At 69.6% G+C, this 20,678-nt stretch carries 22 protein-coding genes; 15 read left to right on the top strand and 7 right to left on the bottom strand.

The features are described 5' to 3' along the window. The first annotated feature begins 238 nt into the window (after positions 1–238). The 3 genes from ACE3QW_RS17600 to ACE3QW_RS17590 are packed head-to-tail and all read left to right on the top strand — an operon-like array spanning position 239 to position 2,841. On the top strand, positions 239–952 hold the full coding sequence (locus tag ACE3QW_RS17600) for a Tim44/TimA family putative adaptor protein (RefSeq protein WP_197024095.1): 714 nt from the start codon (positions 239–241) through the stop codon (positions 950–952). Between the two features lie 3 nt (positions 953–955). Beyond that, the gene (locus ACE3QW_RS17595) at positions 956–2,251 is read left to right on the top strand and encodes a murein transglycosylase A (RefSeq protein ID WP_374252861.1); all 1,296 of its coding nucleotides are present in this window, start codon (positions 956–958) and stop codon (positions 2,249–2,251) included. Then, positions 2,248–2,841 carry a Smr/MutS family protein gene (locus ACE3QW_RS17590; RefSeq protein WP_374252859.1) on the top strand — a complete coding sequence of 198 codons (594 nt, stop codon included), beginning with the start codon at positions 2,248–2,250 and terminating at the stop codon, positions 2,839–2,841. The genes ACE3QW_RS17595 and ACE3QW_RS17590 overlap by 4 nt, the downstream gene beginning before the upstream one ends. 11 nt (positions 2,842–2,852) lie before the next feature. Here ACE3QW_RS17590 and pdeM read toward each other — a convergent pair whose 3' ends face one another. The 3 genes from pdeM to ACE3QW_RS17575 all read right to left on the bottom strand — a co-directional run bounded on the left by pdeM (position 2,853) and on the right by ACE3QW_RS17575 (position 6,257). Next, the gene (pdeM, locus tag ACE3QW_RS17585; protein WP_374252858.1) at positions 2,853–3,554 is read right to left on the bottom strand and encodes a ligase-associated DNA damage response endonuclease PdeM; all 702 of its coding nucleotides are present in this window, start codon (positions 3,552–3,554) and stop codon (positions 2,853–2,855) included. Between the two features lie 67 nt (positions 3,555–3,621). Then, complete coding sequence (locus ACE3QW_RS17580; RefSeq protein WP_374252857.1) at positions 3,622–4,083, bottom strand: NUDIX hydrolase; 462 nt, start codon at positions 4,081–4,083, stop codon at positions 3,622–3,624. Further along, on the bottom strand, positions 4,080–6,257 hold the full coding sequence (locus ACE3QW_RS17575; protein WP_374252855.1) for a primosomal protein N': 2,178 nt from the start codon (positions 6,255–6,257) through the stop codon (positions 4,080–4,082). The genes ACE3QW_RS17580 and ACE3QW_RS17575 overlap by 4 nt, the downstream gene beginning before the upstream one ends. A gap of 153 nt (positions 6,258–6,410) precedes the next feature. On the opposite strand from ACE3QW_RS17575, the gene ACE3QW_RS17570 reads away from it, so the two are divergent. The 11 genes from ACE3QW_RS17570 to ACE3QW_RS17520 all read left to right on the top strand — a co-directional run bounded on the left by ACE3QW_RS17570 (position 6,411) and on the right by ACE3QW_RS17520 (position 14,678). Beyond that, positions 6,411–6,860 (top strand): ricin-type beta-trefoil lectin domain protein, encoded by a 450-nt coding sequence (locus tag ACE3QW_RS17570; protein WP_374252853.1) that lies wholly within the window; start codon positions 6,411–6,413, stop codon positions 6,858–6,860. Positions 6,861–6,983: 123 nt separating this feature from the next. Beyond that, positions 6,984–8,021 carry a GTPase ObgE gene (obgE, locus tag ACE3QW_RS17565; protein ID WP_024276730.1) on the top strand — a complete coding sequence of 346 codons (1,038 nt, stop codon included), beginning with the start codon at positions 6,984–6,986 and terminating at the stop codon, positions 8,019–8,021. 62 nt (positions 8,022–8,083) lie between these two features. Continuing rightward, positions 8,084–8,176: a type II toxin-antitoxin system VapC family toxin gene (locus tag ACE3QW_RS17560; protein ID WP_374252851.1), complete on the top strand. Its 93-nt coding sequence runs from the start codon at positions 8,084–8,086 to the stop codon at positions 8,174–8,176. Positions 8,177–8,200: 24 nt separating this feature from the next. After that, the gene (proB, locus tag ACE3QW_RS17555) at positions 8,201–9,388 is read left to right on the top strand and encodes a glutamate 5-kinase (protein ID WP_374252850.1); all 1,188 of its coding nucleotides are present in this window, start codon (positions 8,201–8,203) and stop codon (positions 9,386–9,388) included. A 144-nt stretch (positions 9,389–9,532) separates the two neighbouring features. Further along, a complete protein-coding gene (locus ACE3QW_RS17550) occupies positions 9,533–10,480 on the top strand; it encodes a hypothetical protein (RefSeq protein WP_374252849.1) in 948 nt (315 codons plus the stop codon). A gap of 182 nt (positions 10,481–10,662) precedes the next feature. Continuing rightward, positions 10,663–11,904 (top strand): glutamate-5-semialdehyde dehydrogenase, encoded by a 1,242-nt coding sequence (locus ACE3QW_RS17545; RefSeq protein ID WP_374252906.1) that lies wholly within the window; start codon positions 10,663–10,665, stop codon positions 11,902–11,904. Then, positions 11,904–12,581 (top strand): nicotinate-nucleotide adenylyltransferase, encoded by a 678-nt coding sequence (locus ACE3QW_RS17540; protein ID WP_374252847.1) that lies wholly within the window; start codon positions 11,904–11,906, stop codon positions 12,579–12,581. The genes ACE3QW_RS17545 and ACE3QW_RS17540 overlap by 1 nt, the downstream gene beginning before the upstream one ends. An 85-nt stretch (positions 12,582–12,666) precedes the next feature. Then, complete coding sequence (gene rsfS / locus ACE3QW_RS17535; protein WP_024276735.1) at positions 12,667–13,071, top strand: ribosome silencing factor; 405 nt, start codon at positions 12,667–12,669, stop codon at positions 13,069–13,071. A 34-nt stretch (positions 13,072–13,105) separates the two neighbouring features. Beyond that, positions 13,106–13,588 (top strand): 23S rRNA (pseudouridine(1915)-N(3))-methyltransferase RlmH, encoded by a 483-nt coding sequence (gene rlmH, locus ACE3QW_RS17530; RefSeq protein ID WP_029556148.1) that lies wholly within the window; start codon positions 13,106–13,108, stop codon positions 13,586–13,588. Between the two features lie 146 nt (positions 13,589–13,734). Beyond that, positions 13,735–13,860, top strand: a complete 126-nt coding sequence (gene ykgO / locus ACE3QW_RS17525) for a type B 50S ribosomal protein L36 (RefSeq protein WP_024276737.1) — start codon at positions 13,735–13,737, stop codon at positions 13,858–13,860. Positions 13,861–14,003: 143 nt separating this feature from the next. Further along, positions 14,004–14,678, top strand: coding sequence for a tetratricopeptide repeat protein (locus tag ACE3QW_RS17520; RefSeq protein ID WP_374252844.1), 675 nt, complete (start codon positions 14,004–14,006; stop codon positions 14,676–14,678). 6 nt (positions 14,679–14,684) lie between these two features. Here the strand turns inward: ACE3QW_RS17520 and ACE3QW_RS17515 are convergent, their stop codons facing one another. Then, positions 14,685–15,212, bottom strand: a complete 528-nt coding sequence (locus ACE3QW_RS17515) for a DUF1036 domain-containing protein (RefSeq protein ID WP_029556146.1) — start codon at positions 15,210–15,212, stop codon at positions 14,685–14,687. 71 nt (positions 15,213–15,283) lie between these two features. Beyond that, entirely contained in the window at positions 15,284–16,216 is a 933-nt protein-coding gene (locus ACE3QW_RS17510) for a DMT family transporter (RefSeq protein WP_374252843.1), read from the bottom strand. Between the two features lie 201 nt (positions 16,217–16,417). Here ACE3QW_RS17510 and ACE3QW_RS17505 point away from each other — a divergent pair, with 201 nt between their 5' ends. Continuing rightward, on the top strand, positions 16,418–16,681 hold the full coding sequence (locus ACE3QW_RS17505; RefSeq protein WP_029556144.1) for a DUF2312 domain-containing protein: 264 nt from the start codon (positions 16,418–16,420) through the stop codon (positions 16,679–16,681). A 33-nt stretch (positions 16,682–16,714) separates the two neighbouring features. Here the strand turns inward: ACE3QW_RS17505 and ACE3QW_RS17500 are convergent, their stop codons facing one another. Both ACE3QW_RS17500 and ACE3QW_RS17495 read right to left on the bottom strand, forming a co-directional pair. After that, a complete protein-coding gene (locus ACE3QW_RS17500; RefSeq protein ID WP_374252841.1) occupies positions 16,715–18,250 on the bottom strand; it encodes a DUF882 domain-containing protein in 1,536 nt (511 codons plus the stop codon). Positions 18,251–18,605: 355 nt separating this feature from the next. Next, positions 18,606–20,597, bottom strand: a complete 1,992-nt coding sequence (locus ACE3QW_RS17495) for a murein L,D-transpeptidase (RefSeq protein WP_374252840.1) — start codon at positions 20,595–20,597, stop codon at positions 18,606–18,608. Between the last annotated feature and the right edge of the window lie 81 nt (positions 20,598–20,678).

Raw genomic sequence — 20,678 nt, 5'->3', positions numbered from 1 at the left:
AGGTCAACGCGATGACAGCCTCCGCGATCCTGCCGGCTGGAGGTGGCGCATGCGGCCCCGGTGGCTTAAGCTTCCTTGGAAAATGTGAGCTTCTGAGGCGCAGGGGCTGGCGATACGTCAGCTTCGACGTACATAAGCTGATGGGCAGGAAGCGCACGCGGCGGGGCGCGCGCAACCGGTCGAGGCAACCCGGCGGGCCGAAGATCGGCGCGCCCGAGAGGCATGGCGAAGCGCAGTGCTGGACATCTATACGATCATCTTCCTGGCCCTTGCGGTCTTCATCTTCGTCCGGCTGCGCAGCGTTCTGGGGCAGAGGACGGGGCGTGAGCGCCCGCCTTATGATCCCTATTCCCGCGATACCGCACGTCCGCCGCAGCCGGCCCCCGAGGGCAAGGTGGTGACGCTGCCCGAGCGCAACGGACCGCCGCCCGGCGCCGCAGGCCCGGCCGAGGTCGAGGCGCCGGCCTTCCGCTGGGAGGGTGTTGCGGCGGAAGGATCTGCCACCGCCACCGCACTCGACGAGATCGCCCGTATCGAGCCGGACTTCGACGCCAAGCACTTCCTGACCGGCGCCCGCGCAGCCTACGAGATGATCGTCACCGCCTTCGCCACGGGGGACCGTCGCCAGCTCAAGGATCTGCTCGCCAAGGACGTCTATGACGGCTTCGTCTCCGCCATTGCCGACCGCGAGAGCCGCAAGGAGACGATGGAATCGCGCTTCGTCTCCATCGAATCGGCGGACCTGCAAGACGTCACCGTGCGCGGGACCAATGCGCAGCTGACCGTTCGGTTTGTGTCGAAGCTCATTTCCGTCACCCGCGGCCCGGACGGCTCGGTGGTGGATGGCAGCCCGGACACGGTGGCCGATGTGACCGACGTGTGGACTTTTGCCCGCGATCTCGGCACGCGGGACCCCAACTGGAAGCTGGTGGCGACGGAAGCCGCCCAGTAGCCCATGGCACAGGCGCGCGCCGTCACAGCCGGCGTGCGGCGCTTCGCTCCTGGCGTTGCCGCACGATGCGCGAGCCTCACCGGGATGGTGGTGGCGCTCTTCGCGGCCACCTCATCCTGCGTCGCCGCCCCGGCCTCCCGACCCATCCCAGCACCGGCCATGTCGCTCCAGCCCATCGTTCCCGTCGTGGCCGGCGCGCGGCTCGAGCCCGTCGCCTTCACGGACCTCGACGGCTGGATCGCCGACGACCACGCCGCGGCTTTCGCCACCTTCCGCGTCAGCTGTGCGGCTTTGAAGTCGCCGCCGAAAGATGTGGGGCCGGCCTCCGCGCCAACGCTCCGGCAGGGACTGCGCCACGCCTGCGCCGCGGCCGCGCGGCTTGGTCCGGACGCACCGTCGCCCCTTCTCGCCCGCCTGTTCTTCGAGGCCAATTTCCGCGCGTGGCGGGTGATCCCGGACGGCGGTTCAGGGGGCTACTATACCGGCTATTACGAGCCGGAGGTGGAGGGCGCGCTCCAGCCCGGCAACGGCTTCGATGTTCCAGTCTATGGACGTCCCGGTGATCTCGTCATGACCGGGCCCGGTGCCACGCCCAATTCCGGCTCCGCCTTCCGGCGGGAGGGCGACGCCCTCGTGCCGTATCACGATCGCGCCGCCATCGAGGATGGCGCCTTGGCGGGACGCGGGCTGGAGATTGTCTGGCTCAAGGATCCCGTTGATCTGTTCTTCATGCAGATCCAGGGCTCCGCCCGCGTGCGCCTCCCGGATGGCCGGATTCTTCGGCTGGGTTATGACGGCTTCAACGGCCAGCCCTATGTGGCGGTTGGGCGTCTCCTGGTCCAGCGGGGGCTGGTGCCGCGGGAAGAGATGTCCATGGCGCGCATCCGCGCCTTCATGGAGGCTGATCCCGCGGCGGGCCGCGCCTTGCGGCGGGAGAACCCGACCTTCACCTTCTTCAAGGCCCTGACGCTTGGTGCCGATGCGGGTGCCATGGGCGCGCAGGGCGTTTCGCTCACGGCGGGGCGCTCGCTGGCGGTGGATCGCAAGCTCCACACCTACGGCACGCCCATCTTCGTGGAGGCCGACCTGCCGCTCTCCGCTCCCGGCACGGCCGAGCCGTTCCGTCGGCTGATGATCGCGCAGGACACGGGGTCGGCCATCGTCGGGCCGGCGCGGGCGGACGTGTTCTTCGGTGCGGGCGATGCAGCGGGCGCGGTAGCGGGCCGCATCCGGCATTCGGGCAAGTTCACCATGCTGGTGCCGCGCTTCGCCAAGGTGGACTCCGGAGGCACGCCATGAGCCGCCGGGGCCGGCGCCGGATACTTGACGCGGAAGAGCGCGCGCTGTGGGACCATGTGGTGCGCTCGGTGAAGCGCCTGCGGCCTGAGAAGCCCGTTGTCGCGCCGCCTCTGGTCCCCGCCCCCGAGCCGCCCCCCGTCGTCGCGCCGACGCCCGAGTCGAAGGCGAAAGCGAAAGCCAAGGCCGGAACCCCGCCCAAGGTCGTCGCCCCCACGTCCCCGCCGCCCCCGCCTCTGGCTGCGCTGGAGCCGAAGACCCGCCGCCGCCTCACCCGCGGGGCTGAGGTGGATGCGCGCCTCGACCTGCACGGCCTCACCCAGGCGGCCGCCCATCGCCGCCTGCGCCTGTTCCTCATGGAGGCACAGGCGAGCGGCCATGCGCTGGTGCTGGTCATCACCGGCAAGGGCGATCCCGAGCGCCTGATGAGTTCGGGGCCGGCCTTCGGCGAGGGCCGGGGCGTGCTCAAGCGGGCGGTGCCGCTGTGGCTGGCCGAGCCGGACCTGCGGGCGGTGGTGGTGGGGTTCGAATCCGCCGGACGCCGCCATGGCGGCGAGGGCGCGCTCTATGTCCGCATCCGCCGCCGGCGCTGAGCGTTCTTATTTCAGAGGCAGGCGGACGACGGCATTCCGTAGGTGCGTCCGGCCCCCAGCAGGTGGGCGGTGAAGCGTCGCGCCGGGAACAGCCGTGCGATGGCGGGATCGGCGACGCTGAGGCCGCCGGCATAGGCGCCGAACGCCGGCAGGATCATCCGGCTGCCATCGGTGACGAAGCAGCGCCGCCGCACGCCCCGTCCGCGTGTCACCACCCGCGCTGCCGGATGCAGATGGCCGCACACCTCGCCCGGTGCCGGCCCCTCCTCCGGCTCATGGCGGAAGAGCAGGGGGCCAAGGGCGAGCATGGCGGTGCCCTCGCCGCCGAGGTCGTGGGGCAGGGGATCGTGGTTGCCGGCGATCCAGATGAAGGTGCGGCCGGTCTGGATGCGGCGGATCTCGTCGCGGAGCGGGTTGGCCATGCGCTCGCCGGCCCAGCGGTCGTGCAGGCTGTCGCCCAGCGCGATCACCATGCGCGGCTGGTGCAGGGCAACCACGGCCGAGAGGCGCTTCAACGTGTCCAGGGTGTCGTAGGGCGGCAGCATCTGGCCGCGCCGGGCGAAGGCGGAACCCTTCTCCAGGTGCAGGTCCGCCACCACCATCAGCCGCTCGTCCGGCCAGAGCAGGGCACCGGACGGGTCAAGCTCAAGCTCCGCACCGCGGAGGTCGATCCGCGCGAGGGAGAGGTCCGCTGATTCGGCGAGGGCGAGCATGGCGGCGGATTGTGCCCAACGGCGCGCGGCGAGCAAGCGGGACAGTGGCGCCGGCATCGACGCACCATCAGGGCCAGACGCCGGCCTCTGCGAGCATCACGAAAATATCTTCCGGCCACACCTGCTCCGCGAGAGAGGCCAGCGCATCCCGCGTCCACCAGGCGTGATGCACGAGCGCCTTGCGCTCATCGTCCGACCAGCCGGCGGACGAGACCACGAGGCCCGGTGCGCGCACGAGGAAATAGCACTCCCGCGAACGCACCCGCTGCCCGTCCGGCATCGTGAACGAGACCTCGCGGCGGGCGACGGCCGGGCCGGGATGGGCAATGCGGAGGCCGGTTTCCTCCAGAAGCTCGCGGCAGGCGGCGGCCTCATAGGTCTCGCCCGGCTCCAGCCCGCCGCCGGGCGGTGCCCAGAAGACGTTTCCGGCCAGCGCGCCCTCGGCATAGGCGAAGCGGAACAGCAGCAGCCGGTCCTCCCCATCGAGCACAAGGAGCCGGGCGGCGGGGCGGTCGATGGCGCTGCTCACAGGAAGCTCTGGGGGTCCACGTCGATGGCCACCTTGATGTTGCCCGTGATCTTCGGTGCCACGGCCCGCCATTCCCTGAGATAGGCCGGCAGGTCGAAGTTGCGCGGCGATCGCACCAGCAGGCGCCAGCGGTGGCGCCCGCGCAGCAGGGCAAGGGGCGCCTCCGCCGGGCCGAGGATGCGCACGTCGGGCAGGACGGGCGCGGAAGCGGCGAGGCGCCGGGCATGGCCTTCGGCCACATGGGCCTCGCTGGCGGAGACGATGAGCGCCGCCATGCGGCCGAAGGGGGGCAGGTGCGCCTCCTCGCGGGCGGCGATCTCCACGTCGTAAAAGGCGTCGCGATCGCCGGTCACGAGCGCGCGCATCACCGGATGCTCGGGCATGTGGGTCTGGATGAAGCCACGCCCCTCCGCCTTGCCGCGCCCGGCGCGCCCGGCCACCTGATGCACCAGCTGGAACGTCCGCTCGGCGGCGCGCGGGTCGCCATGGCCGAGGCCGACATCCGCATCCACCACGCCGACCAGCGCGAGGCCGGGGAAATTGTGGCCCTTGGCGACGAGCTGGGTGCCCACCACCACATCCACGTCGCCCTTCGCCACGGCATCGAGTTCGGCGCGCATCCGCTCCACCCCGCCGAGCAGGTCCGAGGAGAGGACGAGGGCACGGGCATTGGGGAAGAGGGTCTGCACCTCCTCCTGCAGCCGCTCCACGCCGGGCCCGACCGGAACGAGGCTGTCCGGTGCGTCGCAGGCGGGGCACTTTTCCGGCACCGGCGCCTGATAGCCGCAATGGTGGCAGGTGAGGCGGCGGCGAAAGCGGTGCTCCACCAGCCAGGCGGTGCAGGAGGGGCAGCGCATCCGGTGGCCGCAGGAGCGGCACAACGTGAGCGGCGCGTAGCCCCGGCGGTTGAGGAAGAGCAGCGCCTGCTCGCCCGCCTCCAGCGTCGTGTTGATCTCGGCTTCCAGCCGCGGCGCGATCCAGCGGCCGCGCGGCGGGCCTTCCTTGCGCAGATCGATAGGGGAGAGGCCGGGCACCTTGGCGCCGCCGAAGCGCACGGGGAGGGCGAGCCGCCGATAGCGCCCGCGCCGGGCATTCACCTCGGTCTCGATGGAGGGCGTCGCCGAGGCCAGCACGATGGGGGCGGAGGCGAGGCGTGCCCGCACCACCGCCATGTCGCGCGCGTGGTAGCAGACGCCGTCCTCCTGCTTGTAGGCCGGGTCGTGCTCTTCATCGACGATGATGAGGCCGAGGTCGCGGAACGGCAGGAAGAGGGCGGAGCGCGCCCCCGCCACCACCTTCACCTGTCCCGAGGCGACCTCGTTCAGCACCTTCGCGCGCCGCCGGGTGGAGACGCCCGAGTGCCATTCCGCTGGCTTCACGCCGAAGCGCTCGGTGAAGCGGTCGAGGAAGGCCTGGGTGAGGGCGATTTCCGGCAGCAGGATCAGCGCCTGCCGGCCGCTGCGGATCGCTTCCGCCACCGCCTCGAAATAGGTCTCGGTCTTGCCGGAGCCAGTGACGCCGTCGAGCAGGTGCACGGCGAACGTCTTCGCCTTCACCGCCGCGACCATGGCCGCCGCCGCCTCCGACTGCGGCTGCGACAGCTCGGGCACCGCGTGGTCGGGATCGGGCGGGTAGGCGGCGGGCTCGGGCGGCAGCACCACGGCTTCCAGCGTTCCGTCATCCACCAGCCCGTCCACCACGGAGGGCGACACGCCGGCCTCCCGCGCCGCTTCGGTCTTCCCGCGCACGAAGCCATCCGCGAGCGTATCCAGAAGCCGTGCGCGGGCGGCCGTCATGCGCGTAGGCGCCGTGCCGGTGAGCCGCACGCCGACCCGCTCGCGCGCCGCGCCGGGGCTCTCGCCATGCCGCAGGGCCATGCGCAGCACCATGCCGCGCGGCGCCAGCGTGTAGTCGGCCATCCAGTCGATGAGCCTGATGAGGTCAGGCGGCAGCGGAACGTAATCGAGCTTGGCCTTCACCGCCTTCAGCTTGCCGGTCTCCACCGCCTTGCCACCGGCCTGCGCGCGCGGCCAGACCACGCCGATGACGCTCTTGGTGCCCAGCGGGACATGAACGAGGTCGCCGGGCGACACCTCCATCCCCTCGGGCAGGAGGTAGGAATAGGCGGCGTCGAGGCCGAGGGGGAGCAGGACGTCGACGGTGCGCGGGCTCATGTTCGTCTTTTGGTCCGGCGCGCGGGAAAGGTCAAAGGGCGGGGTGGCTCTGACAGGGGATCGGATGAGCCCAACCCATTTTCTCTGCAAGCTCGGAGGGGTTGCGAAGCTTGGCTGTAATGGTAGGGTGGAACCTCATTCCGGGGGGAAACAATGCGAATTCTGATGACGGCGGCCGCCTTCTGCTGTGTGCTGGTGGGCGGGGCAAGTGCGGGCGAACTGCGGCCGGGCCATGCGAGCAACCTCTGCCTCGACGTCAAGGGCGGCCTTGACCAGCCCAATGGCACGTCGATTATCGTCTTTCCGTGCAACGGCGGCGACAATCAGTCCTTCACCTTCATGGGTGACGGGACGATCCGGGCCGGCAGGCGTTGTGTCGACATTTCGGGCGGTGCGGCGCGCGCCGGGGATCGGGTCATCATCTATTCGTGCAACGGCGGCGCCAATCAGCAGTGGCGGGTCGGCGCGAACGGCGAAATCATCGGCCAGAACAATATGTGCCTTGATGTGCCGCGTTTCGGCGGGGCCGGAACGGGCGTGGTTGCCTGGCCGTGCAAGAGCGGCGGTGAAGACCGTTCCAACCAGCAGTGGGGCACGCGCTGAGGCAGGGAAGGGCGGATGGCCCGGCCGCATCGGGGCTGCATCTGCGGCCCTGATGGCGGGTTTCGTGCCTCCTCGTGCGTCGGCGGCCTTGCTTTGTGGGCCGTCGGCCTCTACCTCGAACCCATGAAATTCCTCGATCAGGCCAAGGTCTATGTGCGCTCCGGAGACGGCGGGGCAGGGTGCGTCTCGTTCCGGCGCGAGAAGTTCATCGAGTTCGGCGGTCCCGATGGCGGCGACGGCGGACGCGGCGGTGACGTGTGGATCGAGTGCGTCGACGGTCTCAACACGCTGATCGATTACCGCTACCAGCAGCATTTCAAGGCCAAGAAGGGCGACCACGGCAGGGGCGCCAGATGCACCGGCGCCAAGGGTGCCGACGTGGTGCTGAAGGTGCCGGCCGGTACCCAGATCCTCGACGAGGACGAGGAGACCATCCTCGCCGACATGACCGAGGTGGGGCAGCGCATCAAGCTCCTCGAAGGCGGCAATGGCGGCTTCGGCAACGCCCAGTTCAAGACCTCCACCAACCAGGCTCCCCGCCGCGCCAATCCCGGCCTCGAAGGTCAGGAGCGGTGGATCTGGCTGCGGCTGAAGCTGATTGCCGACGCCGGTCTCGTCGGCCTGCCCAATGCCGGCAAGTCCACTTTCCTCGCGGCGACCACGGCAGCGAAGCCCAAGATCGCCGATTATCCCTTCACCACACTGCATCCCGGCCTCGGCGTCGTGCGGGTGGACGGGCGCGAGTTCGTGCTGGCCGACATTCCCGGCCTGATCGAGGGCGCCCACGAGGGCATCGGCATCGGCGACCGCTTCCTTGGCCATGTGGAGCGCTGCCGCGCGCTGCTGCATCTGGTGGACGGCACCTCCGAGCATGCCGGCAAGGCCTACAAGACCGTCCGCGCCGAGCTTGCCGCCTATGGCCACGGTCTCGACGAGAAGCCGGAGATCGTCGCTCTCTCCAAGGTGGATGCCCTCTCGCCCGAACTGCTCAAGCAGCAGAAGGAGCGCCTCCAGCGCGCGGCGAAGAAGAAGCCTTTGCTCCTCTCCGCCACCTCGGGCCAGGGCGTGCCGGAGGCGCTGAGGGCGCTTCTCGAGGTTGTGGAGGAGGCGCGCGGCGTCGAAAAGGAAGAGGCGGCGCCGCGGGATGGGTGGCGGCCCTAGGCCGGGTTCCCGTCTCCATTCCGTTTCGCCATGTGCCGGCGGGCTTGAACTTCAGCAGCCCGATGGCCTATGCCGTGGCCAAGGCGCATGACGTGCCGCTCCTCTTCAAGGGGGATGACTTCTCCCGCACCGACGTGCGCCGCCCGCACGCCTGAAGTGCCCTGCCGGTTCGCATGTCCATGTCCTCCCCCGAAACCGCTTCTCCCGAGTCTGCATCCTTCGAAGCGTCTTCCGATGCGCAGGCGAAGACGCCCGCCTTCGCCGATTTCCGCCGCATCGTCATCAAGGTGGGCTCAGCCCTGCTGGTGGACCGGGCGCAGGGCCGGGTGCGCCTCGCCTGGCTGACCTCGCTGGTGGAGGACATCGCGGCCCTGCACGCCAAGGGCTGCGAAGTGATGGTGGTATCGTCCGGCGCCATTGCACTGGGGCGCACCGTGCTCGGCCTGCCGTCGGGGCCGCTGAAGCTGGAGGACAGCCAGGCGGCCGCCGCAGTGGGGCAGATCGCGCTCTCCAAGACCTGGGCGGACATCCTCGGCCATTACAACATCACCGCCGGGCAGGTGCTGCTGACGCTGGGCGACACCGAGGAGCGTCGCCGCTATCTCAACGCGCGCTCCACCCTCGGCCGGCTGATGGAGCTGCGCTCCGTGCCGATCATCAACGAGAACGACACGGTCGCCACCACCGAGATCCGCTACGGCGACAACGACCGCCTCGCCGCACGCGTCGCCACCATGGCCAGTGCCGACCTGCTGGTGCTGCTCTCCGACATCGACGGCCTCTACACCGCCCCTCCGGCGCAGGACCCCAATGCGACGCTGATCCCCGTGGTGCCGCGCATCGGTGCCGAGATCGAGGCCATCGCGGGCGATGCCGGCTCCGAGCTGTCGCGCGGCGGCATGCGTACCAAGATCGAGGCGGGCAAGATCGCCACCTCTGCCGGCACCCACATGGTGATCGCCTCCGGCCACGTGAAGAATCCGCTCAAGCGCATCATGGAGGGCGGGCGCTGCACCTGGTTCCTCACGTCCGCCAATCCCGTGCGCGCCCGCAAGAGCTGGATCGCCGGGGCGCTGGAGCCGCGCGGCACGCTGCATCTCGATGACGGCGCGGTGGCCGCGCTGCGCCGTGGAGCGAGCCTGCTGCCGGCCGGCGTGAAGCGCATCGACGGCCAGTTCGACCGCGGCGACGCCGTGGTGCTGCGCGGTCCCGACGGCGCTGAAGTCGGGCGCGGCCTCGTCGCCTACGATTCCACCCACGCCGCCCGCATCATGGGGCACTCCACCTCGGAGATCGAGGCGCTGCTGGGGGTGAAGGGCCGCTCCGAGATGGTGCACCGGGACGATCTGGCGCTCGGGGTAGAGTGAAGGTCATCAGCGCAACGCGATACCGCTAGGTAAGGCGCTGAAACCCCTCGACAGGTTGTGTGCGGCGGGATAGCGGTTGTGATCGCGGGGGCGAGGGGCGCGCCGTCGTCCGTCGTCCGCGTCGCCTCCCACAGGCGCCTCGTGATGGCCCAGCGCGTGAAGTTTCCCGTCTTCCAGGCGCTCAAATTCACCTATCGGTGGACACTGACGGTTCTGCGCAAGCACTGGATCGTGGCGCTGATCTATGCGGTTGGAACGCTGGCCTGGAACTATGTGGGCCTGATCCTGCTGGGGGATGTTGTCGAGGCCGAACGACTGCCCACTGCGATGGCGTTCGTGAAGATCTACGGGCTGAACGCGATAGAGGGCTTCGCCTTCATCTATCTGGCGTTGCTGACCCATAACGAAATCCTGCGTGGATCAGGCGGCTTCAATGCCGCAACCATGGGCCCGCTCGGCATTCGCGGCCTCACCTACCTGTTCGATTCCCTTGTCTTGCTTCTGGCAACTCTCATTCTGGCGATGCTCTCCGTTGCCGGGATCACTGCCGTCGTCGCCCTGGCGCGTATCGGAAGCTGGTCGACATTCGCTGTCTTCGTCGGCGCGCTTGCCGTTTGGCTTGCCGCGATCGGTGTGGTCACCCGGCTGAGCCTCAGGCTGCCGTCCCGGTCGATCGGCCAGCCGATGCCATGGAACGACGTCTGGCGTCTGGGGCGCGGAAATACCCTGCGGCTGGTCGGCGGCACGTTGCTCCTTTCGCTCGCCATGCTGGCGGTCGTCATTGTCGTGGTGCTCCCCGTGCAGTTCCTCTTCGGCTCATTCTCGGCGACGGACATGCACGTCGTATCGGAGACGAAATCCACGCCCCTCGGGCCGCTTCACCTGGAGATGCGGTCGTTCGAGACGCCCGGCACGCCGTTCATCCCGGCCCTCATCAACGGCCTCCTCTCCAGCATCATGTCTGTCATTGGCGCGATCGCTCTCGCCGCCTATGTTTCGCTCGCCTTCGCCTATCTCCGTCAGGTGACTGAGGACGCCCCGTCCGCTCCGCTCATGGATCGGGACCCCAACGAGCCGCCCGAGGACTTCTGACCCTCCGCGCCCACCTGTCGCACCCGGCGGGCAATGTGCTAGGGAGAACCTGCGCCCCCATATGAGGGCGAACGTCCTGTCCTGCTTCTGAGAGTCATCCCATGTCCACCGCCTCCGCCCTTCGCACCGATGCCGCCGCCACTGCGGGCCGGCCCGTGCCGCCGGCGGAGCTGGAGGGGGTGATGCTGGCCATGGGCAAGCGCGCCCGTGCCGCCGCCCGCAGCCTCGCCCTCGCTGCGCCCGAGGTGAAGACGCAGGCGCTCAAGGCCGCGGCCGCAGCGATCCGCGCGGCAGCCGGTGAAATCCTCGCGGCCAATGCCATCGACGTGGCCAAGGCGAAGGCGGAAGGCATGACCGGCTCCTTCCTCGACCGGCTCACCCTCACCGCCGCGCGGGTGGAGGCCATGGCCGAGGGCGTGGAGCAAGTGGCCGAGCTTGCCGATCCCATCGGCCTCGTCACCGAGCGCTGGACCCGCCCCAACGGCCTCATCATCGAGCGCGTGCGCACGCCGCTGGGCGTCATCGGCGTCATCTACGAGAGCCGGCCGAACGTGACGGCGGACGCTGCTGCCCTGTGCCTGCGCGCCGGCAACGCCGTGATCCTGCGCGGCGGGTCGGACAGCCTGAATTCCTCCGGCGCCATCCATCGCGCCTTCGTCGCCGGGCTCACCGCCGCCGGCCTGCCCGAGGATGCGGTGCAGTTCGTCAACGTGCCCGACCGCGCAGCGGTGGGCCACATGCTGGCCGGCCTCGGCAACACCGTGGACGTGATCGTGCCCCGTGGCGGCAAGAGCCTCGTCGCGCGGGTGCAGAGCGATGCGCGGGTGCCGGTGTTCGCCCATCTCGACGGCATCAACCACGTCTATGTGGACAAGGCCGCCGACCTCGACATGGCCAAGACCGTGGTGCTGAACGCCAAGATGCGCCGCACCGGCGTCTGCGGCGCCGCCGAGACGCTGCTGATCGACCGGGCGGTGGCTGGAACGCACCTCGAGCCGCTGGTGGAGATGCTGATCGACGCCGGCTGCGAGATCCGCGGCGATGCCGATGTGCAGGCGGTGGATGCGCGCGTGAAGCCGGCAACGGCCGAGGATTGGGACACCGAATATCTCGACGCCATCATCGCCGCCAAGGTGGTGGATGGGGTGGGCGACGCCATCGCCCATATCGAGGCGCACGGCTCCCATCACACCGATTCCATCGTCACCGAGGATGCGGCGGCGGCCGACCGTTTCCTCGCCGAGGTGGACAGCGCCATCGTGCTGCACAACGCCTCCACCCAGTTCGCCGATGGCGGCGAGTTCGGTTTCGGCGCGGAGATCGGCATCGCCACCGGGCGGATGCATGCGCGCGGGCCGGTGGGGGCCGAGCAGCTCACCTCCTTCAAATACCGCATCCACGGGTCGGGACAGACCCGTCCGTGATGTCGTCCGGCCCTGCCGTGGAGCTTGTGACGCCGCGTGCCGCGCGGCGCCTGCCCTTCGTCACGCAGGGGCTGCGCGTCGGGCTGTTCGGCGGCAGCTTCAACCCCGCCCATGCCGCCCACCGCGCGGCGAGCCTCCTCGCTTTGCGCCGGCTCGGCCTCGACCGGGTGTGGTGGCTGGTGACGCCGGGCAACCCCCTGAAGGACAACCGCGCCCTGCCGCCACTGGAGGAGCGCATCGCCATCGCCCGCGCGGTGGCGCGCCATCCGCGCATCGACGTCACCGGCTTCGAGGCCGGCATCGGCACCCGCTACACCTACGAGACGCTGGCCTATCTCGTGCGGCGGCTGCCGGGCGTGCGCTTCGTCTGGATCATGGGGGCGGACAATCTCGCCCATTTCGACCGCTGGCAGCACTGGCGCGGCATCGCCGACCTCGTGCCCATCGCGGTGGTGGACCGCATGGGGCAAAGCCTTGCCGCGACCGCATCGCCGGCCGCGCAGGCGCTGGCACGCTATCGTCTCGGCGAGCATGAGGCCCGCCTCCTGGCGGACTGCGCGCCACCCGCCTGGGTGTTCCTCCACGGGCTGAAATCTCCCCTCTCCTCAACGGGAATCCGGGCCGCACGCGGGGGGCAGGGAGGGCACGAGATCGAGGCCGTCCGCCATACGTCTTGAAAATTCATTGATTTGCAGGCATTCTGAGGTGGTGCGACGGTTTGGACCGTCGCCTTGAGCGAGAGGATTTGGACCCCTGTCCACGATGGCACTTCAGGCGGCCGCTGAGATGACACCGCCCGCCACGGTTTCAGACGCCAAGGTTTCCGAGGCGCTTCCCGACGCTGCGGAAATTCTCGCCCTCATCCAAGCCCGGCTGGATGACGACAAGTCCGAGGACATCGTCTCCATCGACCTGCGCGGCAAGACCTCCATCGCCGACTACATGGTGATTGCCTCCGGCCGCTCGCAGCGGCACGTGGGCGCCATCGCCGAGCACCTCATCGAGGCGCTCAAGGCGGCGGGGATCAAGCACGTGCGCGTGGAAGGCCAGCCGGCCTGCGACTGGGTGCTCATCGATGCGAACGACGTGATCGTCCACGTCTTCCAGCCCGAGGTCCGCACCTTCTACAATATCGAGAAGATGTGGTCCGGGACGCCCCGCTCCTGATGGCGTTTCCGGTTCAGGCGGGCCTGTAGACGACGTGCGCCTCGTCCTCGCCTGTGTCGGCCGGCTGAAAGCCGGCGCCGAGCGGGAGCTCGTGACCCGCTACGTGGATCGCATCCGCCCCGCCGGCCGGCCCTTGGGCCTCGGCCCGTGCGACATGATCGAGATCGCCGAATCCGCCGCCCGCCGCGCCGAGGACCGCATGGCCGAGGAAGCGGCGGCGCTTCTCGCGGCGCTGCCTGCGGGGGCTGGACTCGTGGTGCTCGATCCGCGCGGGCGCAATTTCTCCAGCGAGGACTTCGCCCGCCGCATCGCGTCCGACCGGGACGGCGGGCTCTCCGCCCTCGCCTTCGTCATCGGCGGTGCGGACGGGCTCGGGGAAGAAGTGCGGGCGCGGGCGTCCCTGATGATCGCCTATGGCACGGCCACGTTTCCCCACCAGCTGGTGCGGGTCATGCTGGCGGAGCAGATCTATCGGGCTGTCACCATCCTCGCCGGGCATCCCTACCATCGCGCGTGAGGGCGCGGCGCGGGAATCGGCTGCTTGCATTGACATCCGGGTCCCGGCCCCTTATCACGCCGGCTCCGATCCAATTCCCGGTGTCGATAGGCCGCGCGGCAAGCGCGCCGCGGTCGGCTCCGAACTTCGACACGAGCGAGTTTGTCATGAAGATCCGCAATTCCCTGAAGTCGCTGCTCGGCCGCCACCGCGAGAACCGTCTCGTGCGCCGCAAGGGCCGCGTCTACATCATCAACAAGACCCAGAAGCGCTACAAGGCTCGTCAGGGCTGAGCGCTCAGGCTGGACTTCCGGTCCGGTCCTTCGATCTTGAGCAAACGTGATCTGCTGCGCCGGCCCGGGACTCCCCTGTGGCCGGCGCAGTTGTTGACGGCGCGTGCGTCGCGGCGGACACTTCGCCGATGATCTTCCGCGCGATGCCTCTCCGCCTTGCCGACCGCACTCTGCGTGCGCCGTGTCTCTTGCTTGCCGCCGTGCTGACGGTGGTGATCTCCGGCGGTCTCGCGCAGGCGCAGCAATTGCGCGGCGACAAGGCCATGCCGCAGCCCGGCCCTCCGTCCGCCGGTCCGTCCGATTCCGCCCCGGCGCGTCCGCGCCTGCCGAGGGACAAGCGGACCCAGGTGGAAGGCCTGTTCGCTGCCCTGAAGGTCGCCCCCGACGATCGCAGCGCCAAGATGATCGCCGACCGGCTCGACCAGATCTTCGGCGATTCCGGAAGTCCCAGCGCCGATCTCCTCATGGCCCGCGCGGCGGCGGCAGCCGAGGCGAAGGAGACGGACCTTGCCGTGCAGCTGCTGGACGAGGTGATCGAGATCGAGCCCGACTATATCGGCGCGCTCAGCCGCCGGGCGACGATCTTCTACATGCGCGACGACTATGGCGCGGCCCTTGCGGACATCCGGGAGGTGCTGGCGCGCGAGCCGCGCCATTTCGCCATGCTCTACGGCCTGGCCTTGATCATGCGGGACCTCGGCGACGACAAGCGGGCGCTGCAGGCCGTACGGCAGGCGCTCGCCGTCAATCCGCATCTCGATGGGGCGGGCGAGCTGGAGAGCCAGCTCACCATCAAGGTCGAAGGCCGGGGAATCTGATCTGCTTCAGGGCTTCGCGCGGGGGGGTGGCAGCGGAGCGGCGGCCGGACTTGGCTTGCTCTGGCTCGATTCCGTGAGCTGCACCGTCCAGGACTTCTGCTCCTGGGTGTCCACCTCGAAGAAGCCGGTGCGGTCGAAGCCGCGGGCGAGGCAGTCCTCGGCGCCCTTGATGGTGAATTCCTTTTCCCGGGTGCACATGTAGGCCTTGCCGGCCCACTCCCCGCCCTGGTCGTAATCCACGGCATAGAGGTAATAGAAGCGCGCCGCGAGGTCGCCGCGCAGCAGCGTCTCGCAGCTGTTGGCCGCGACGTTCCACCAGCCTTCGGTGGCCCAGGCGTCGCCGTCCTTGTAGCCGAGGGCGATACCGACACGGCTCTGGGTGCGGTTGCACAGCCGGAATTCGGCGGCAGCGGGCGTGGGGATGAGGCTGATGCCCAGCCCAAGCGCGAATGCGGCGCTGAGCGCGAGCGCAAGGCTCCGTGGCGCGGAATTCACCCGTCGGGCCGGCGCAAGCGCCGCGCAGGGTTCGGGCATGCCGTCGAAGCGGAGGGGCGTGGCGGCGAAGGGCATGATGGTGTGTTGTGTGCCCCGTGGGGACCGGGGCGTCAATGCCTGCCCTCCCGGTAGCCGGTGGCGGAATGGTCCTTCCCGGCCTCTCCCGTGCGTGCCGGACGTGGGCGCGGACGGGCCACCACGATGCCGGCGAGGATCAGCGCGCCACCCGCCGTCTGAAGCCCGGTAATGGGCTCATCCAGGAGCATGGCGCCGAGCGCGGCGGCGGACGCCACCTCCAGAAAGAAGACCAGCGCGCCGAACGCCGGTGGCACGGAGGCAAGGCCCACAGCCATCAGGCCCTGTCCGCCCACCTGCGAGACGAGGGCCAGCGCCACCAGCGCCGCAAGACCGCCAGCGCTGGCGGGCCACAGGGTCGGCTCTGCAATGAGGGCGACTGCCAGCAGGATCAGCGCGGTGGTGGCAGTGGAGACGAGGGTGATGGCCGCCGCTCCGCGTGAGGCGCGGGCCCGGCTGACGGCGAGGAAATAGCCGGCGAAGAATACCGCTGTCGCCAGCCCTGCGGCGTCCCCCGGCAGATGCTGCGGATCGAACTGCCACGAGCGCCCCACCAGTGCCAGCGCCCCGGCGATGCACAGGCCAAGCCCGAGGAGGCCGGCACGGGACACCTTCTGCCGCAGCACCAGCACGGCGAAGGCGGTGATCCACAGGGGCGACGTGGTGGCGAGCACCGTGGCGTTGGCGACGGTCGTGCCAAGGATGGCAAGGTGCCAGAAGAAGAGGTCCCCGGCGAAGAAGGCGCCGGCGAGCAGCGACAGCCGGTCGGGCCGGAAGGCGCGTGTCCCCTCGGCGAGAGCCGCCCAGAGCGCCAGCGGTGGCAAGGCGAGCGCCACCCGCCAGAAGGCGCTGGCGAACGGCCCCACATCCGCGAGGCGGACGAACAGCACCGAGGCGCCCATGGCCAGCGCCCCGAGCGTCAGCATCAAGGTACCGAACGCCAGGGTAAAGGAGGGGTTTTTGCTCACGAAAACCTGTCCCGCCGCGGGTCCCGGGCCGGTTGTGGATCACCGGCGGGGTGGAAAGCGGGGACGCATCCTTGACGCGCGGCTTTCCGCCCGCCTCTATCAGCTTTCCCTCCGGAGCCATCAAGGCTCCACCCTTTGACCCGCGCGCCGGCCCGGCATGGCCTCGACGGACGCGCGGCGGAACCCAAGGAGACCGTCCAGGTGGCGGAAGACGCTTCAGATTCCCCCGCGGGCTTTGCCAAGGAACAGCTCAAGTCCTTCATCGAGCGCATCGAGCGCCTCGAGGAGGAGAAGAAGGCCATTGCCGACGACATCAAGGACGTGTTCGCCGAAGCCAAGGCCAACGGCTTCGACGTCAAGGCGCTGCGCACCATCCTGAAAATCCGCAAGGAAGACGTCGACGAGCGCAAGGAGCACGAGGCCATCGTCGATCTCTATATGCAGGCGCTGGGCATCTTCGTCTGAGACGGCAGCGGGCGGAGGGACCGCCCGCGCGGATCACATGCGCTGGCTGTTGTAGGCCACCTGGGGCGCACGGAACACGTAAGTCGGCAGGTCCGCCACGGCGGTGCCGGCGAAGCGGGCCTTCAGGCCGAACGAGCCGTCCCGCGAGAAGGCCGTCGCCACCACTTCACGCGGCGGCGCCATGAAAGTCGCCAGCTGCCGCATCTCCGGCACGCGCAGATACAGCTCGTTGGAGAGGCTCGGCGACAGGAACAGCCGCCCGAAGGCGATTTCGGAAAGCTTGGTGCGCGGGCGTGCGCTCGCCGGAGCGCTTGTCGCGGTCACTGGCGCCGTTGCGACGGCAGCCGGATGTCCGTGCGCGCCGGCCATGAAGCCGCCCGTCAGCGGCATGCGCTGATCCATCATGGAGCCGGCGGCGGCGTAGCCGAGAACCGGCCCGGTCTCCCCTTCGGTGCCGCGGGTGATGACCGAGGGCAGCGGCACGGGCGCCGAGGTGAGGCTGGCGGTGCGGGTGTTGCGGTCGGCCTCCGCCGGGCGGGGCAGGGGCAGCGGCGCGAGGAAGCCGTTGCGCGTCGCCTGCGCGCTGACCATGGCGCCGGCGACGATTTCGGCTGGCCGGGTCGGGGGAATGGGCATGGTGGCGGACGCGGTCCGCACCGCGCGGGCGGGCGCGGAAGCCGGCGTCTCGCGGCTGGCCGTCTCTTCGGCGGACGCGACCGTGGAGGAGGCGGCGGTCGGGGCCTCGCCGCCCTCGTCGTCGTCCGCATCCTTCTTGCCGAACAGGCTGGCGAAGAAGTTCTTGCCCTTGCCGGCGCTTGCGACGCCCACGCCGGGCTTGGAACCGCGCGCCTGGATCTCGGCCAGCGCCACGTCATATTTCGCCAGCGGACGCCCGTCGGTGGGCACATGCACCGTCTTGCCATCGGGGAAGACGCGGGCGAGCTGGTCGTGGGTCATGCGCGGCCAGTGGCGCACGTTGCCGGTGTCCATGTGGACGAAGGGCGAACCGGAGGTGGGGTAGAAGCCGACGCCGCCGCGCTGGAGCCGCAGGCCGGCGACGCGCAGGTCGGTGAGGTTCACGCCCGGAATGTAGAAGTCCATCGCCTTGCCCAGCATGTGCTGGGAGAATTTCGCCACGCCGCTGGAGCGGGCGCGCAGCATGGAGTTGGTCTCCGGCGAGCGGTAGGACGAGACGATCTGGATCGGCGCACTGGCGTCCACCTCCCGGTAGACCTCCCAGACGATGTCGAACAGCTGGGGGTCCATCTGGGTCGACTTCTGGTTGCGCCAGTCGCGCAGGAAGTGATTCAGCTGGGCGAGCACCGCCTGGTCGTAGCGGCCGTCCTTCTTGAAGGTGAAGCTGCCGCTCTCGCCGGAATGGGTGTGGTGCAGGGTGATGGTGCGGGTATCGCCGTTGGCTACCGCATTCTGCAGCGAGGTGGTGCCGGCGAGGATGAGACTTCCCGCCATGGCGAGGGCTGGCAGGATCGCCTGAAAGGCGGACCGGCCGCGCTGGCCGCTGGGGCGGCGCGTGTGGCGGACGGTTTCAGGCGTGGTGCGGATGGCCAATGTCTCGAACCCGAGGCTCAGATTTCAAGGACTTCGCGATGTGTTGCCGCGAAGCGATGGAGACGGAGTCTTGTCGGGTTCGGTTAAGGGTGCGTTGACACCCGGCTCCCCCAGCTCACCGAGGGCGGCAGATGGCCTTGCCTCGGGTCACGGTCCCGTGAGTAGCGGCGGAGTATGGCGAAAACGTGCCAGACGTTGCGTCGGGCTGTGGCCTCCATGCATCAGGCAAGGGGCAGTAGTGCTGACTTTCCTGCCGGAATCGCGGCAGGTTGTCGCGGTGTAGATGGCGGTAGGCAGCTAAGCTATTGATAAAAAAGAAGGCCCGCCGGAGCGGGCCTTCGCGATCGATCAGGGATCAACGGGCGCGGGGCGCCGTCTTGGGCGTCGCGCTGTCGGCGATTCGCTGCTTGCCGTCGAGGCCCAGGTAGGTCTTGGTCGCGGCATTGATGCCGTAAAGATCCTCGCGCATCACGAGGCGGCCGGCCCCATCCACGAAGGCGTTGAAATAGACGATGTGGACCGGGAAACGCTGCTTCAGGTTGATGTAGCGCTCCGAGCCCCCGAACATCTTCGAGATGCGCTGCTCGGTCCAGTTGTCGCCCGGCAGGCCGGCGTTGAAGATGACTTCGCCGAACTTCAGCGGCTCGTAAACGCGCACGCAGCCGTGGCTGTAGGCGCGGCGGTCGTTCTGGAACAGCGCCTTGGACGGCGTGTCGTGCAGATAGACCGAGTGGTCGTTGGGGAACATGAACTTGATGCGGCCGAGGGCATTCCGCTCGCCCGGGTCCTGGCGGAACGAGTAGCCGCCCGAGCCGTTGCGCACCACCTGGATGCCGCGACGGGCGAGGGCGCTGGGGTCGCTGCGCAGCAGCGGCATCATCTCGTTGCGGGCGATGCTCGGCGGGATGTTCCAGGCCGGATTCACCACGATGTACTGCATTTCGCGGGTGAGCAGCGGGGTCGGCGTCTCCGGCTTGCCCACCACCACGCGGGTCTCGTGGATCACCCGGCCGTCCTGATAGATCCGCACCATGAACTCGGGGATGTTGACCATCACGAACTTTTCGCCGAGGTCGCGCGGCAGCCAGCGCCAGCGCTCCATGTTGGCGATGACGTCGTTGCGCAGGCTGCCGCTGGAGCTGGTGGCGCCCACATTGAGGGCGGCGAGGGTCGCCGGGCCGATGATGCCGGTCGGCTTGATCTTCGAAGCTTCCTGGAAGGCCTTCACCGCCTCCACCAGCGCCGGATCGTAGACGAGATCATCGCCCGGCTTGCCGACGATGCCGAGGCGGGCGCGCAGGGTGGGCATGCGCGGGTCGCTGGCGCCGGGCTTCACCTGCGGGCCGGGCGGAATGGCGGGGATGGTGGGCGCGCTTCCGTTCGCCTTGGCGAGCTGCGCCTTCAGCGCCTTGTAGCCCGGGTGGGGCGGGTTGAAGGCGGCGAGGGCGGCGTTGGCGTCGGGGGCATAGGCGATCTTGGTCAGGGTGGCGGTCGGGTCCGGGATGTCGCGCACCGGGGTGACCAGCGAAGAGATGCGGCCGGGATCGAAGCGGCCGGACTGCGCATGGCGCGCATAGGTCATGGCGGCGACGGCGATCTTCAGCTCCGTGCGGGCGAGATCGGCGGCGGTGGCGCCCTTCTTCGGCAGGGGCACCTGATAGTCGGCGGGATCGAGACCGTCCTCGCCGGCGGCGTCGAGGCGCGCGATCACGGCCTTGCCGCGCGCGTCGAGCCCGGTGTCGGTCACGAAGACCGGCATGGTCTGGCGCGCGCCATAGAAGGTCGCGAGCGCCTCCTGCTCCTTCTTGGAAGGGGTGATGCTCTCGGGCGTGGAGAGGAGCGCGGCAATGGCCTCGCTCACCGGCGCGAGCGGACTGGCGGCGACGACGGGCTGCGGCACGGGAGCGGGCGTTGCCGCCTGGGCCGGAGCCGGCTGGGCGGGGGCGACCGGAGCGGGATTGAATTGGGCTGCGGCGGGCGTTTGAACCGGGGCGGGGGCCGGGCTGTCGCCAGCCGAATCGACGCCGCCGCGAACGGGGCTCGCAACGGAGGCGGGAGCGGCGGCACGGGGCGCGGGCGCCGGGGCAGCGGCCGCCGGGGGCAGGGGCGTAGTGAGCGGAACCGCGGCATTGCCGGCGCCGTCGATACCACCGGTCGCGCGGGCGCCGGAGGGGGCGGCATCGCTTGGGCCCATATCCCCAGTGCCCATGCCGGCATTGGCGGTGACGGGAATGTCGCCCGTTGCTGCGGCGGCCGGGGCGACGCCGAGGGAGAGGCCCACCAGGCCAGCGCTCATCAGCCGGCACAACGTGCCCGCGACGCTAACCTCACGCTGCGCGATACCCATTGTGCTCTCCTCGCCTCCACCCGCTGTGTTGGTGCCGTGCCGGGAGGCTTCAATCAACTCACAAGCTTGGGCGAATGCCGG

Source organism: Xanthobacter sp., from assembly GCF_041911315.1.
Lineage (GTDB): Bacteria > Pseudomonadota > Alphaproteobacteria > Rhizobiales > Xanthobacteraceae > Xanthobacter > Xanthobacter aminoxidans.
This window is presented reverse-complemented; position numbering and strand designations above follow the sequence as displayed.